The organism is Lentzea sp. NPDC054927, assembly GCF_053610285.1.
Genome location: NZ_JBSGXZ010000051.1, coordinates 13,734 through 28,024, shown reverse-complemented (window position 1 = coordinate 28,024; position 14,291 = coordinate 13,734). Strand labels below are relative to the sequence as shown.

At 68.1% G+C, this 14,291-nt stretch carries 15 protein-coding genes; 5 read left to right on the top strand and 10 right to left on the bottom strand.

Features of this window, described 5'->3' with window-relative positions; translation table 11 throughout:
- Nucleotide 1: 1 nt before the first annotated feature.
- The 9 genes from ACWGE0_RS40215 to ACWGE0_RS40175 form a co-directional block, all read right to left on the bottom strand.
- On the bottom strand, nt 2-229 hold the full coding sequence (locus tag ACWGE0_RS40215; protein ID WP_452266128.1) for a 4Fe-4S dicluster domain-containing protein: 228 nt from the start codon (nt 227-229) through the stop codon (nt 2-4).
- Between the two features lie 49 nt (nt 230-278).
- A complete protein-coding gene (locus ACWGE0_RS40210; RefSeq protein WP_452266127.1) occupies nt 279-1,013 on the bottom strand; it encodes a GntR family transcriptional regulator in 735 nt (244 codons plus the stop codon).
- Nucleotides 1,014-1,116: 103 nt separating this feature from the next.
- Nucleotides 1,117-1,932: a metal ABC transporter permease gene (locus tag ACWGE0_RS40205; RefSeq protein WP_452266126.1), complete on the bottom strand. Its 816-nt coding sequence runs from the start codon at nt 1,930-1,932 to the stop codon at nt 1,117-1,119.
- Nucleotides 1,929-2,720: a metal ABC transporter ATP-binding protein gene (locus ACWGE0_RS40200; RefSeq protein WP_452266125.1), complete on the bottom strand. Its 792-nt coding sequence runs from the start codon at nt 2,718-2,720 to the stop codon at nt 1,929-1,931. Before ACWGE0_RS40200 ends, ACWGE0_RS40205 begins: the two co-directional genes overlap by 4 nt.
- Entirely contained in the window at nt 2,717-3,628 is a 912-nt protein-coding gene (locus ACWGE0_RS40195) for a metal ABC transporter solute-binding protein, Zn/Mn family (RefSeq protein WP_452266124.1), read from the bottom strand. The genes ACWGE0_RS40200 and ACWGE0_RS40195 overlap by 4 nt, the downstream gene beginning before the upstream one ends.
- Nucleotides 3,629-3,726: 98 nt before the next feature.
- A complete protein-coding gene (locus tag ACWGE0_RS40190; protein WP_452266123.1) occupies nt 3,727-4,821 on the bottom strand; it encodes an ABC transporter ATP-binding protein in 1,095 nt (364 codons plus the stop codon).
- Nucleotides 4,822-4,933: 112 nt separating this feature from the next.
- Nucleotides 4,934-5,830, bottom strand: a complete 897-nt coding sequence (locus ACWGE0_RS40185) for a sugar ABC transporter permease (protein ID WP_452266122.1) — start codon at nt 5,828-5,830, stop codon at nt 4,934-4,936.
- Entirely contained in the window at nt 5,830-6,747 is a 918-nt protein-coding gene (locus ACWGE0_RS40180; protein ID WP_406601664.1) for a carbohydrate ABC transporter permease, read from the bottom strand. The genes ACWGE0_RS40185 and ACWGE0_RS40180 overlap by 1 nt, the downstream gene beginning before the upstream one ends.
- 61 nt (nt 6,748-6,808) lie before the next feature.
- Complete coding sequence (locus ACWGE0_RS40175) at nt 6,809-8,068, bottom strand: extracellular solute-binding protein (protein ID WP_452266121.1); 1,260 nt, start codon at nt 8,066-8,068, stop codon at nt 6,809-6,811.
- Nucleotides 8,069-8,290: 222 nt separating this feature from the next.
- Between ACWGE0_RS40175 and ACWGE0_RS40170 the strand changes: the two genes are divergently transcribed.
- The 4 genes from ACWGE0_RS40170 (at nt 8,291) to ACWGE0_RS40155 (ending at nt 12,918) form a co-directional block, all read left to right on the top strand.
- Nucleotides 8,291-9,328, top strand: coding sequence for a LacI family DNA-binding transcriptional regulator (locus ACWGE0_RS40170; protein WP_319971862.1), 1,038 nt, complete (start codon nt 8,291-8,293; stop codon nt 9,326-9,328).
- A 134-nt stretch (nt 9,329-9,462) separates the two neighbouring features.
- Entirely contained in the window at nt 9,463-10,566 is a 1,104-nt protein-coding gene (locus ACWGE0_RS40165; protein WP_452266120.1) for a LacI family DNA-binding transcriptional regulator, read from the top strand.
- A 76-nt stretch (nt 10,567-10,642) separates the two neighbouring features.
- On the top strand, nt 10,643-12,202 hold the full coding sequence (locus ACWGE0_RS40160) for a LuxR C-terminal-related transcriptional regulator (protein ID WP_452266119.1): 1,560 nt from the start codon (nt 10,643-10,645) through the stop codon (nt 12,200-12,202).
- A gap of 101 nt (nt 12,203-12,303) precedes the next feature.
- Nucleotides 12,304-12,918, top strand: coding sequence for a class I SAM-dependent methyltransferase (locus ACWGE0_RS40155; RefSeq protein WP_452266118.1), 615 nt, complete (start codon nt 12,304-12,306; stop codon nt 12,916-12,918).
- On the opposite strand, the gene ACWGE0_RS40150 is transcribed toward ACWGE0_RS40155, so the two are convergent.
- Nucleotides 12,919-13,593: a hypothetical protein gene (locus ACWGE0_RS40150; RefSeq protein WP_452266117.1), complete on the bottom strand. Its 675-nt coding sequence runs from the start codon at nt 13,591-13,593 to the stop codon at nt 12,919-12,921.
- Nucleotides 13,594-13,744: 151 nt separating this feature from the next.
- Here ACWGE0_RS40150 and ACWGE0_RS40145 point away from each other — a divergent pair, with 151 nt between their 5' ends.
- The gene (locus tag ACWGE0_RS40145; RefSeq protein WP_452266116.1) at nt 13,745-14,257 is read left to right on the top strand and encodes a beta-class carbonic anhydrase; all 513 of its coding nucleotides are present in this window, start codon (nt 13,745-13,747) and stop codon (nt 14,255-14,257) included.
- Nucleotides 14,258-14,291: the final 34 nt, after the last annotated feature.

Here is a 14,291-nt window from a genome sequence, read left to right as displayed (position 1 = left end):
TTCACCGGAGGAGATAAGGCATGTTGATGGTCACGGCACCCGTTGGGCAGCGAGCGGCGCACGGCCCGCAGTACCAGCACTCGTCGACGTGCATGTACGCCTTGCCGGAGTCGGGGTTGATCGCCAGCGAGTCGAGTGGGCACATGTCAACGCACAGCCGACAGCCGTCAATGCACTTGGATTCGTTGATCGTGACCGGTACGTCGGCACGGTTGTTGACCAGAGCCATGACTCAACTCCAGGAATGTGGTGGGAACTGTGTTGGATTGTTGGGAGGTTCAGCGACAGATTTCGGCGCGCATGGTCAGGCGATCACCGCGCATGCGAATGAACTCGAGATCGACCGGGCGCCCGGAAGCGAAGTGGCTGAGACGTTCCACGACCATCAGCGCCGCTCCGCGCGGCACCTCCAGCACGGTCGCGGAATGCAGATCGGCGTTGACCGCTTCCAACGCGACCGACGCCGTCCCGAGCCGCTGCCCGGAGGTCTGCTCGATCAACGAGAAGATGTCGCGGTTGACGAGGTCCTCGTCGAGCAACGGCTCGCCGACGTCCAGCGCGAGATAGGTGAGGTCCAGCGACAGCGGCAGTCCGTTGAGCCGCCGCAACCGCTCGACGTAGACGACAGAGGAATCAGGCGCGAGCTGAAGTCGTTGCGCGACAGAAGAAGGCGCCCGGATCACGGTCGCCGCCCGCACGTCGTTGGTGACTTCCCCGTGCTCGTGCAGGGTTTCCGCGAGGCCCATCAGCTGGTTCAGCCCGTGTTCGACCTTGTTCGCCACGACCACTGTGCCTACGCCCGGCACGCGGTCGATGAGGCCTTCCTCGCGCAACAACTCCAGTGCCTCGCGAATGCTGTTGCGGGACACCGAGAACTCGGCGGCGAGAAAGCGTTCGTCCGGCAGCACGCCGTCGGGAAACGCACGGCGCACCACCTGCTGGCGGATGACGTCGGCGGCTTGCCGCGCCCGGTCGGCGCGCAACCGCCGCTCGGATCGCGGGCTGCTGCTCATGGCCCACAGCATGGACGGCGAGCGGCGATCAGTTTGTTACCAGCGTGTTACGCCACCTGGTCAGCGCGATATGCAGGCAAAAAGCGCGAGCTACGCCAGTCCATCATGTGGAACGTCGTTGCACAGCCCCAATACCTCGGCATACGAGGTATATCACGAAGCTCACCGCCGTGACGAGAGCGGACACCGGAAGGCCTGGTTGCAGCGACAGCAGAATGCCGCCCACCGCCGCGACTTCCGCGAAAACAACCGAAAGAACGGTCGCCCGCAAAGGCGACGCGGTGATGCGCATGGCGGCAGCGGCCGGCGTGATCATCAAGGCCAGCACCAGGAGCGCGCCGACGACCTGCACCGAAAGCGCCGTCGCGATACCGACCAGCACGGCGAACACGATCGACAACGCCCGCACCGGAACACCGCGCGAAACAGCGACGTCCGGGTCCACCGAGGCGAAGAACAACGGCCGGTAGATGACCGCCAGCACGGCGAGCACCGCCACCGAAGAGATCACCAGCAGGTTCAGGTCGGTGGAGTCGACGCCGACGATCTGCCCGGTCAGCAACCCGAACTTGTTGGAAGCACGGCCTTTGTAGAGCGCGAGCATGAGAATGCCCATGCCGAGCCCGAACGCCAGGATCGCGCCGATCACCGAGTCGCGGTCGCTCTCGCGGCGTGACAGCACGCCCAGCAGCACCGCGGCGATGATCGACCCGGCCAGCGCGCCGTACCCGATGCCGATGCCGAGCAGCAACGCCGCCGCGCCACCGGTGAACGCGAGCTCACTGGTCCCGTGCACCGCGAAAGCCATCTTGCGGGTCACGACCAGCGGTCCGAGCACGCCCGCGACCAGGCCCAGCACGGCGGCCGCGATCAGCGCGGTCTGCACGAAGTCCAGTTCGAGCAGGTCGAGGAACGTCACGACGCGGCCTCCGCCGTGAGGTGGTGGGTCTGCTCCTCGCAGGCCCCGGCACCGACGACGAGGATCTGGTCGCGCACCCGCACGACCTCGACCGGCGTCCGGTACAGCTCGGACAGCGTGCGGGAGTTCATGACCTCTTCCGGCGTACCGACGCGGAACCGCCCGCCCACCAGGTAGAGGACCCGGTCGACGAGCGGCAGCACGGGGTTCAGCTCGTGCGTGACGAACAGGACGGCGGTGTTCGCCTCGCGGCGGCGCTTGTCGATCAGCTCGCTGACGTTGCGCTGGTTCGCGAGGTCGAGCGACAGCAGTGGTTCGTCGCAGAGCATCACGGTCGGGTCGCCGACCAGGGCCTGGGCGACGCGCAGCCGTTGCTGCTCACCCCCGGACAACAGGCCGATCGGCGAGTCCGCGTACCGGGTGGCGCCGACGGACTCGATGGCCGCGTCGACGCGGATCCTGCGCTCACGACGGTTGCGCAGGCCGAGGCCCCACTTGTAGCCGTCGAGGCCGAGGCCGACGAGATCGCGGCCGCGCAACGTCATGGACTGGTCGAGCGCTCGCTGCTGCGGGATGTACCCGATGGCACGGTTTCCGCCGGCCACGTCGACCGAGCCGGACGACAGCGGCTGCAACCCCAGCAGCACCCTCATCAGGCTGGTCTTGCCGGACCCGTTCGGCCCGAGGACCGCGAGGAACTCACCGGGCTCGACGTCGAGGTCGAGCCCGTCCCACAACACTCTGTCCCCGTAGGACAGCCGGGCCCCGCGCAGCGAGATCGCGCTCATGCCTTGAGCGCCTGCGACAACGCGTCCACCTGCTTGCTCATCCAGTCAAGGTAGCCGGTCACGCCCTCGGGCAACGTCTCGGTGACCGGCACGACCGCCACCCCGGCCGTCTTGGCCTTCTCGACGATGCCATTGGTGACCTGGTTCTCCGTCTGCGTGTTGTTGACCAGCGCGTTCACCTGCTTGCCCTCGACCAGCTGGTTCATCGACGCGAGTGCGGCGGCCGGCACGTCCGACTCCTCCTCGATCGCCTTGCTGAACGCCTCGGGCGTGACGTCCTCGGCACCGGTCTCGTCGATCAGGTAGTGCGCGATCGGCTCGGTCGCGACGACCTTCTTGCCCTTGCCGATGCCGTCGACCTTCTTCTCGAGGTCCTCCAGCGCGGCGGTGAACTGCTGGGTGTTGCTCTCGAACGTCGTCTTCTTGTCCGGCGCGATCGCACCCAGCTCGTTCGCGGCGGCCTCGGCCACGGCGCGCACGGTGTGCAGGTCGTACCAGACGTGCTCGTTCACGCTGTGGTCGTGCCCGTCCGCGTCCGGCGTCCCGGTCTGCGGCTCCGCGTGGTTGTCGCGCAGCGGGAACGCCTCGATCTTCTTGGTGGCGTCGCTGGTGATCAGCTTGGCGAAGAAGTCGTCGTAGCCGCCGCCGTTGAACACGACCAGCTTGGCGTCCTTGACCAGCGCGGCGTCCGCGGGCTTGCTCTCGTACGAGTGCGGGTCGGCCGACGGGTCGTCGAGCAGCGCCTTGACCTCGACGGCGTCGCCACCGACGGCCTTGATCACGCTGCCCCACACGTTCGTGGAGGCGACGACCTGGATCTTGCCGCTGTCTCCGGACGGCGTGGTCGTGCCACAGGCGGTCAGGCTCACCACTGCGAGCGCACCCACCAGAACGTTGCGGAGAGTCATCACGCCGTCCCTCGATCAGGTAATGGAAACCGTTGTCGAGTTCAGTTTACGACACGAAAAAGCCCCCGACGGTCACGCCGGGGGCTTTTCGAAGTGACTCACGCCTCCAGGCGCTCGCCCGACTCGGGGTGGAACAGGTGAATCTCGGTGGTGTCGCGGACAGCGACCTTGACGTGCTGGCCCAGGGTCGGCGGCGTGCGGCCGTCGACGCGGACCACGAAGCGCTGCGACGCGTCGCCGATCTTCACGGCACCGTGCACGAGCGCGTCGGCGCCGAGCTCCTCGACCAGCTCAACGGTCATGTCCATGCCCTCTTCGCTCGACGGCACGATGCCGAGCGCCTCGGGCCGGATGCCGAAGGTGACCTCGTCCAGACCACCGGCGGCGGCGAGCGCCTCCCGGCTCAGCGGCACGATGACGCCGTCGAGCTTCGCGCCCTCGGCCGAGATCGGCACGGTCTTGAGGTTCATGGCCGGCGAGCCGATGAACCCGGCGACGAACGCGTTGGCCGGGCGGTCGTACAGCGCGCGAGGCGTGTCGCACTGCTGCAGCAGGCCGTCCTTGAGCACCGCGACGCGGTGACCCATCGTCATGGCCTCGACCTGGTCGTGCGTGACGTAGATCGTGGTGGTGCCGAGACGCTGCTGGAGAGCGGCGATGTTCGCACGCGTCTCGACACGCAGCTTGGCGTCCAGGTTGGACAGCGGCTCGTCCATGAGGAACACGGAGGGCTCACGCACGATGGCGCGACCCATGGCGACACGCTGACGCTGACCACCGGAGAGCGCCTTCGGCTTGCGCTCCAGGTACTTCTGCAGGTCGAGCATCTTGGCGGCCTCTTCGACCTTCGCCTTGATCTCGGTCTTGCTGACACCGCGCAGCTTGAGCGCGAAGCCCATGTTCTCCGCGACGGTCATGTGCGGGTACAGCGCGTACGACTGGAACACCATCGCGATGTCCCGGCCCTTCGGCGGCACGTTCGTGACGTCCTTGCCACCGATCTGGATGGCGCCCTCGTCGACGTCCTCGAGGCCCGCGAGCATGCGCAGCGCGGTCGACTTGCCGGAACCGGACGGGCCGACGAGCACGAGGAACTCGCCGTCCGAGACCTCGAGAGACAGCTCGTCAACCGCGCGAACCGGCGGATTGCCGGAGAAGATCCGCGACGCCTTGACGTAGGACACCTCAGCCATGTGACGCACCTTTCACCTTGTCTGGGCGCGACGTTAGGCATTGCAAGCGCTTACGGGAACAGACGTAAGCGCTTACGTTTCGAGGTTCCTCAACGCAAGCGCTTACGTTCCGTCAGCCCTTGACTGCGCCGGACGCGAGGCCCTGCACCAGGAACCGTTGCACCAGGTAGAACACGATGATCGCGGGGATCGCCACCAAAATGGACGCGGCGGCGAGGTGGCCCCACTCCGTCCTGTTCTGCTGCACGAACACCTGCAGCCCGACGGCCAGCGTCTTCGACTCGTCCGCCGCCGACAGGAACGCCGACGCGAACGCCACCTCGCCCCAGGCGGTCAGGAAAGCGTAGAACGACGTGACCGCGAGACCCGGCTTGGCCAGCGGCATGATCAGCCGCCAGAACACGCCGAACGGCGACAGCCCGTCCACCCGGCCGGCCTCGTCGATGTCGGCGGGCACCGTGTCGAAGTAACCCTTCAACATGTAGGTGCAGAACGGCACCGCGGTCGTGCAGTAGACCAGCACCAGACCGATGGAGGTTCCGTTGAGCCCCAACGCGATGAGGATGTTGTACAGCGGCACGATGAGCACCGCGAACGGGAACATCTGCACCAGCAGGAACGACATCATCAGGCCGCGCTTGCCGGGGAACCGGAACCGCGAGGCCGCGTACCCGGCGGTGGCCGAGATGAAGACGCCGATCACGGTCGTCATCAGCGCGATCACCACGGAGTTGCCGAACCAGGCGAGGAAGTCGCCCTTCTCGCCGGCCAGGATCCGGGTGTAGTTGTCCAAAGAGGACTCGTTGACCAGCTTGGGCGTGGGCTCGACGGCGCGGGCGTCCGGCTTCAGCGAGGTGACGAACACCCAGAAGATCGGGAACACCGAGATGATCGAGGCGACGATCAGAGCGCCGTGCAGCAACGCGGAAGCGCCCTTCGAACGGTCCGCGCGACGCAGCCGGCGTTCGGGGGCCTGAACCACCTGGAGAGACGAAGCGTCGAGCGTCATCACCACACCTCGCCCTGCTTGCGCAGCGCCCGCCGGTACACCGTGGCGAACACCAACAACACCGAAAGGACCAGCACGCCGTAGGTCGAGGCGATCGCGTAGTCGCGGGACGCACCGGAGAAGAAGCGCTCGAACGCGTAAGTCACCAGGATCCGCGTGTTCGGGTTCGGGCCCGCCACCAGGTAGATCACCGGGAACATGTTGAACGTCCAGATGATGCCCAGCAGGATCACCGTCGACGACACCGAACGAAGACCCGGCAGCGTCACGTGGCGGAACCGCTGCCACGGCGTGGCACCGTCCACTTCGGCCGCTTCGTACAGGTCGCCGGGAATCGACTGCAGGCCGCCGAGCAGCGCCACCATCATGAACGGCGTGCCGAGCCAGACGTTCACGATGATCACGGACACCAACGCCCAGCTGGATTGACCGAGCCACACCGGATCGGGCAGGCCCACCGCGCGCAGGACCTGGTTGATGATCCCGTACTGCGCGTTGAACATGTACTTCCACGCGAACGCGCTGATGAACGCGGGCACGGCCCACGGCAGGATCAGCAGCACCCGATAGAACGACCGGCCGCGCACCTGCCGGTTGAGCAGCAGGGCCAGGCCGAGACCGATGGTGTAGTGGAAGAACACGCAGGCGAAGGTCCAGATCAACGTGCGGACCAGCGTGCCCCAGAACGCGCCGTACGACTCACCGCCGGATAGGACGTTCAGGTAGTTCTTGAAGCCCACCACGTCGTAGGACGCGGGCCGGTCCAGGACCGGGTTGGCGATGTTGCCCTCGTTGATGTTCGTGAAGGTGAAGAACACGCCCTGGGCGAGCGGGTAGAGCACCAACACCGCGATGACCACCACGACCGGCAGCACCATCGCATACGCGTACCAGTACCGGTCCAGGAACCGACGCACCGAACTCCTCCGAACCTCAGGCGAGTGGCCGGGAACGTCGCCCCCGGCCACTCAGCACCAATCAGCCGATCGAGTACTCGGGAACGACGGTGTCCTTGTAGGCCTTGGCGACCTCGTCCAGCGCCGCCTTCGGCTCCTTCTTGCCGGCGAGCACGTCGGCGTACGCGATCTTCAGCGGGTCGAACAGCTGACCGCCCTCAGGGATCCAGGCGCGCTCGTGCGCGGTCTTGGTGACCGGCTCGAACGCGGCGACGACGGCGTTGGCCTTGACGTCGGCGTTCTGGTAGGCCGACTTGCGGGTCGGCAGCAGGCCCAGGTCCTTGGCGATCGCGGCCTGCGACTCGACCGACGCCATGCACTGGATGAACTTGATCGACGACTGCTTCGCCTTGGTGCCCTGGCGGATCACGTAGTCGTGGCCGCCGACCGGCGCGCTGCCCTTGCCGGCGGAGGGGCCGGGCACCGGTGCGATGCCCAGGTTCGCCTTGTCGGTGAACGCGGTGCCCTTGAGGTAGTCGGCGACCGACCACGGACCGTTGATCACCATCGCGGTGTCACCGCTGGAGAACGCGGCCTGCATCGTGGTGTAGGAGTTCGTCGCGTCCAGGGACGTGAACGCGGCCTTGGCGTCCAGCAGGCCCTTCGCGGTCTGCAGCGCCTTCACGTTCTTGTCCGAGTTGACCACGATCTTCTTCGCCGAGGCGTCGACCAGGTCGCCGCCCTCGCCGTAGATGAACGGCAGCGCGTAATACGCGTCGTTGTTGAGGAAGATCGCCTTCTCGCCGCCCAGCTTGACAGCGGCGGCCTTGACCTCGTCCCACGTCTTCGGCGGCTCGACGCCCGCGTCGGCGAGCTTCTTCTTGTTGTAGAACAGCGCCAGCGAGTCGGTCACCTGCGGCACGGCCCAGCTCTTGCCCTCGAACTTCGTCGAGCCCAGCGCGGCCTCCACGAAGTCGGAGGTGTCCTTGGCCAGGTCGGTGTCCGTCAGGTCGGCGACGTAGCCGAGCTTGGCGAGCGCGGGCACCCACGCGACCTCTGCGCGGAAGACGTCGGGGCCCTGACCACCCTGCGCGGCGGTCTTGTAGTTCGCGAAGGCGGTGTCGAACGCCTGCGTCTCAACCTTGACCTTGTAGCCGTCCTTGGTGGCGCAGCCTTCCGCGATCTTCTTGAACACGGGGCTCTCGTTGGGGCCACTGGTGTCCCAGAAGGTCACTTCGCCCGAGTCGGATCCGCTGTTGCTGCTCGATCCACCGCCTCCGCAGGCGGTGAGCACGAGGGCGACACCCGTCGCCATGGCGGTCACGAGGGTTGTCCGTCGCATCGTTGCTGCCGTTCCCTCCAGCTGGGCCCCATCTCCCAGTGAGATGAGGGGTCTTGCAAGTTTTTGCGAGAATGTTGCGGGCGATTTCACTACCAGAACCATGGTCAGGTCAAGACGTCGACCGTAACCAAGCCGTAACGGCACTGTCTTGGAAACGCTCGTTGCAAAATTTTTCCTAACACGGCAGGCTTGCGCCAAACCTGATCTGAGCTGGGAGGCAACGTGTCCGGACTGTCCGAGATCGCCAGGGCAGCCGGGGTGTCCATCTCCACCGTCAGTCGAGTCCTTAACAGGCGCGCAGGCGTCAACGAGGAGACCCGGCAGCGGGTGCTGTCGGTGCTCGCGGAGATGCCGTACACCCCGCGAGGGCTCGGTGCGTTGCAGCGCACCGGCGTGATCGGCCTGCTCGTACCCGAGCTCTCGAACCCGGTCTTCCCCGCGTTCGCCGAAGCACTGGAGACGCGGGCCGCGCGCCTCGGCTACTCGTCGCTGCTGTGCAACACCCGCAGCGGCGCCCCGATGGGCGAGGAGGAGTACGTCCGGATGCTCCTGGCCCGCGGGGTCGAGGGCATGGTGTTCGTGTCACCGGAGATCACCAACGTCGAGGTGCCGCTCGGTCAGGCGCCGCAGCCGAGCTACTACGCGAAGCTCGTCGCGGACGGCGTCCACATGGTCTTCCTGAACGGTGCCACGCCCGCGCTGGACGTGCCCGATGTGACGGTGGACGAGCAGCTCGCGGGCTACATGGCCACCAAGCACCTGATCGAACTGGGCCACGAGCGGATCGGGTTCGTCTCGGGTCCGGCGCGCTCCCTTCCCTCACGGCTGAAGCGCGCCGGATGGGCTGCCGCACTTGAGGAAAACCATCTGCCGGCGGGCTCGGAGTACGTCGCGCACGGGCCGTTCAGCGCGGAAGGCGGCGGCTTGGCGGTGGCGCAGCTGCTCGACACCGTGACGCCGACCGCGGTGATCTGTTCGTCCGACCACATGGCGCTCGGCGTGATGCGCGAAGCACACCAACGAGGGATCTCGATACCGGACGAGCTGTCCGTCGTCGGGTTTGACGACATCCCGCTGGCGGCCTACTCGTCGCCCGCTTTGACGACGCTCGCGCAGCCGATCGAGGAGATGGCGGCCGCGGCGATCGACGAGCTCGTGCTGCGTCTGGACCCGGATCGCCGCAGGCAGGGCACCGACAACTACACCCGCGTGTTCCGGCCGCGGCTGGTCGCGAGGGAATCGTCTGCACCTCCGAAATGAGATGACCGATTGACCTAATTGGTCTGGACCAACTTCTGAACAAGGCAGATGGGTCAACCAGCGCGGATGCGTCATTTGAGGGACGCAGGTCACCCTGACTTCACGAATTGGTTCTGAACCGTTACGGTCCTTTCATGGCGCGGTCGATGCATGTGCGACGTCCGGCAACGTTGGCCTCTCTGGCCGCTGAGCTGGGCGTTTCCCGGACAACGGTGTCCAACGCGTACAACCGGCCCGACCAGCTCTCGCCCGAGCTGCGTCGGCGGGTGTTGGACACGGCCCGAAGGCTGGGTTACCCCGGCCCGGATCCTGTGGCGCGCTCGTTGCGCACGCGCAAGGCCGGTGCGGTGGGCCTGTTGCTCACCGAGAACCTCTCCTACGCGTTCCGCGACCCTGCGGCGATCGGCTTCCTCGAGGGCCTCGCGCTGGCGTGCGAGGACGCGGGAACCGGTCTGCTGCTGGTGCCCGCCAACCCCGAACGTGAGGACGTCGCGTCCGTCCACCGCGCAGGTGTCGACGGCTTCGTCGTCTACTCGGTCCCCGACGACGACCCGCACCTGGCCGCGGTGCTGGAGCGCCCGGTGCCCACCGTGGTCTGCGACCAGCCGGACCTCGGCACGGTCGACCGGGTCGGCATCGACGACCGCGGCGCGATGTACGAGCTCGCGAAGCACCTGATCGGGCTGGGCCACCGCCGCGTCGGCGTCGTGTGCATGCGCCTCGCGCGTGACCGCAACGACGGCTTCGTGACCCCGGACCGCCAGCACGCCGCGCACTTCCACGTGCAGCGCAACCGCCTGTCCGGCCTGGCAGAGGCGTTCAGCGAGGCCGGCGTCGACTGGTCGCAGGTGCCCGTGGTCGAGCGCTTCGACCACAACATGGCCTCCGGTGCGTCCGGTGCCGCCCAGGTGCTCGACAAGGACCCGCAGATCACCGCGTTGATCTGCACCTCGGACGTGCTGGCGCTCGGCGCGATGACCGAGGCGGCCCGGCGTGGCCTGCGCGTGCCGCACGACGTCACGGTGACCGGGTTCGACGGCATCCGCGCCGGCGAGGAGGCCGGGCTCACGACGGTCCGTCAGCCGGTGCTGGAGAAGGGCAGGGCGGCGGGCAAGCTGCTGCTCGACGCCAACGAGCGGACCCGGCCGCGGTCGGTGAACCTCGCGACCGAGCTGATCATCGGCAAGACCTCGGGCCCGCCGCGCGGCGGTGCCGAGGAGCGTTGGTTCGGGCCCTGAGGACTGGACGAGCAAGTCCTGACGCCGCACTGCGCACGCCCGGCATTCTGTCGGGCGCGCGCGTACCGTTCCCGGAATGGCGGGTGAGGACTGGTCGGCCACCTACTGTTCCTCGTCCGGCGCCGAGCAGGCCGACGACCTCGTGCGATTCGCCGAGGCCGCGTTCCTCGTGGGCGAGGACGAGCAGAGCGTCGCCGCGTGGAGTCGCGCCTTCCAGCTCACCGCCGGCGATGCGCCGCGCGCCGTCCGATGCGCGTTCTGGCTCGCGTTCGGACTGATCAACAAGGGCGAGTTCGCGCGCGGCGGTGGGTGGACCGACCGGGCGCAGCGGTTGCTGAGCGAACGCGAGTGCGTCGAGCAGGGCTATCTGCGGTACTTGACCGGCCTGCGGCACGTGCTGCAGGGCGAGGTGGTGGCCGCGCACGACGGCTTCACGCAGGCGGCCAAGATCGGCGAGCGGTTCGGTTCCGTCGAGCTGACCACCCTGGCGCGCGTCGGCCAGGGGCGCTGCCTGATCTACCTCGGCGACGTCGCCGAAGGGGTGGCGTTGCTCGACGAGGCGATGGCCGCGGTCACGTCGGGCGAGATCTCGCCGCTCGCGGTCGGCGACCTGTACTGCACGGTCATCGAGGGCTGCGTGGAACTGTTCGACCTGCGCCGGGCGCGGGAGTGGACGGCGGACCTCAGCCGGTGGTGCGACAGCCAGCAGGGACTGGTGCTGTATCGCGGGCAGTGTCTCGTGCACCGCGCCGAGCTGCTGCGGCTGCACGGCGAGTGGACGGCCGCGGCTGACGAACTCGCGTGTGTGCGGGAGCGGTTCGCCCCCGCGGCCGGTCCGATGACACTTGCGGCCGCCTGCTACGAGCAGGGTGAGCTGCACCGGTCCACCGGACGGTTCGCCGAGGCCGAGCGGTCCTACCAGGAAGCCGCCTCGCACGGGCGCGATCCCCAGCCCGGCTTGGCGTTGCTGCGGCTCGTCCAGGGCAGGGCCGATGCCGCGCACGGTGGCATCCGCAGGGCCCTCGACGAGGCGGAGGAGCCGCTGCGCCGGTGCGCGCTGCTGCCTGCGATCGTCGAGATCTCGTTGGCGTGCGGTGACATCACGGCCGCGCGGGCTGGTGCGGAGGAGTTGTCCGGGCACGCCGCGCGGCTCGCCGCACCGCTGCTGCGGGCACGGGCCGACCACGCCCTCGGCACGGTGCTCCTCGCCGAGAACGACCCGGCCGCGGCACTGACCGCGTTGCGCCCCGCGGCCTCCCGGCTGCTCGAACTGGGTGCCCGCCACGAGAACGCCCGCGTCCGCGTCCACATCGGACTCGCCTGCCGGGCGCTGGGCGACGCCGACGGTGCCGCCGTGGAGTGGGAGGCTGCCCGCTCGGTGTTCCGCGCGATGCGCGCGGTGCCCGACCTGGGGCGGCTCGACCGCGCCGACACCGAGGACACCGGGGTGCTCACCGGACGCGAACGCGAGGTGCTCGCCCTGGTCGCGGCGGGCCGCAGCAACCGCACGATCGCGGCGGACCTGGTGATCAGCGAGAAGACCGTGGCCAGCCACGTCAGCCACATCCTCACCAAGCTCGGTCTGCCGAGCAGGGCCGCTGCCACGGCCTACGCCTACGAGAACGGCCTCGTCTGAAGTACTGACGCCCCGGCCGCGAACACCTCCGCAGTTCTCCCGATGTGGTGGCGCGTCTCGGACTTCTACCGTCGGCGCACCCGCTTCGTCAGGAGGACGCCATGCACTACCAACTGGCCTACTCGATCGGTTTCCACCCGTGGGAGGACGCGGCGACCGACCAGCCGTTCGTCGACAAGATCTCCGAGCTCTTCGACCGCGAGGAAGCGGGACGGGAGCGCCCGTTCGGCCCGGCGCTCGATCTCGGCACCGGCAGCGGCATCTGGGCGGTGGAGCTGGCGAAACGCGGCTGGGAGGTCACCGGCGTCGACATCGTCGAGAAGGCCCTGCGCCGCGCCGGGGACCGCGTGGCCGAGGCAGGCGTCGACGTCCGGCTAGTCCACGGCGACGTGACAGACCTGCGCGCCGCGGACGTCGGCTCCGGCTACCGGCTCATCGTCGACTCCGGCACGTTCCACGACTTCGACACCGAACGGCAGCGCGCGATGGGCCGCGAGGTGACGGCCGTCGCCGCCTCCGACGCGACCCTGCTCATGATCGCCTGGCCCCGCCGCAGGAGGCCGCTGATCCGCGGCGCCGACCGCGAGGAGATCGAACTGGCCTTCCCGGACTGGACGATCACCGGTGTCGAGCAGTCGCACTTCACCCTGCCCAAGCTGATGGAGGCGGTCCTGCGGCCCGACGAGCAGTGGTACCGCCTGCAGCGCGGGCACTAGCTAATGTTCCAGCCTGAACACCACGGGTGAGCTGGCCTTTCCGGCCAGCTTCGCCACCAGCAGGTAGTCGCCGGGCCCGAGCCGGGTGTGCGCACCGCACCCCGGCTGCGAGGTGGAGCCCGCCCACTTCGTGCCGTAGTTGAAGACTTCCTTGGGCTGCATGACCCGCACCTCGGAGCCCGCCGTCGCCAGGCAGTGGTTGCTGGACCACAGCACCGTCGCGCCGTCGGCGGTCAGCACGGTGAGCTCGCGGTGCTGGCGCCCGATGTCCTTGATGCACGGCACCGGCCCGTTGTTGGCCACGTCCATCGACAGTTCCGGCTGGTCACCGACGGTGTAGAAGGGCTTGTTCGCCTTCGCCATGACCCCGATGACGTCGTCCGGACAAGCCTGCGGCGGTCCGGGAGGCGGAGGCGGCGGGGCCGGCGGCGCGGTCTCGCTGGGCGACGGCGGCGGAGTGGTCGAGGACGACGCGGACGCCGTCTCGGACATGCTGGGCGGCGGGTTCGACGAGGACGCCGCGGCCGCGTTGGTGGGCTGGGCCTGGTGGTCGTCCGAGCTGAACATCCCGACGATCCAGATCACGAGCAGCAGTGTGACCAGCGCGGCCCCGATCGCGGCGAGGCGACGGCGCCAGTACACCGTGGACGGCAGGGGGCCTGTGGGCTCGGTCACGGCCCGAACGTAGCCCGACCAGGTGGAATCCAGCGGTAGGCGAGCATCGCTCGATCCGGTGAACGTGATATTGGCCGGAAACCCCTTGTGAACGTGCACTAACACCAGTTCCAATCGCCTGAGGGGTCCGCCGGTAGGCCATGGAGGTGTCATGACCGCGATCGACGAACTGCTCAAGCGGAACTACGAACTCGGGAACGTGGTTCCCGGAGACCGTTCGTCCGCGAAGCCGTCCCTGCAGGTGGCGATTCTGACCTGCATGGACTCGCGCATCCGGGTGTTCGAGATCTTCGGCTTGAAGCAGGGTGAGGCGCACGTGCTGCGCAACGCGGGTGGTGTCGTCACCGACGACGCGATCCGATCGCTCGCTCTGAGCCAACGCAAACTGGGCACGCGCGAGGTGCTGCTCGTGCACCACACGAACTGCGGTCTCGAGATGGTGACCGAGGACGACTTCAAGGACGAGCTGGAGGCCGACACCGGCCTGCGCCCGACCTGGGCCGTCGAGGCGTTCAAGGTGGTCGAGCAGAGCGTCCGCGGGTCGATGGCCCGCCTGCGCCGCAGCCCGTTCATCCCGCACACGGACAAGATCCGCGGGTTCGTGTACGACGTGCACACCGGTGAGCTGCGCGAGGTCGACGCGGCGGACGCGCAGGCCGCCTGATCTCCTTGCTCTGAGGGCCCTTCCTGGCAACGGG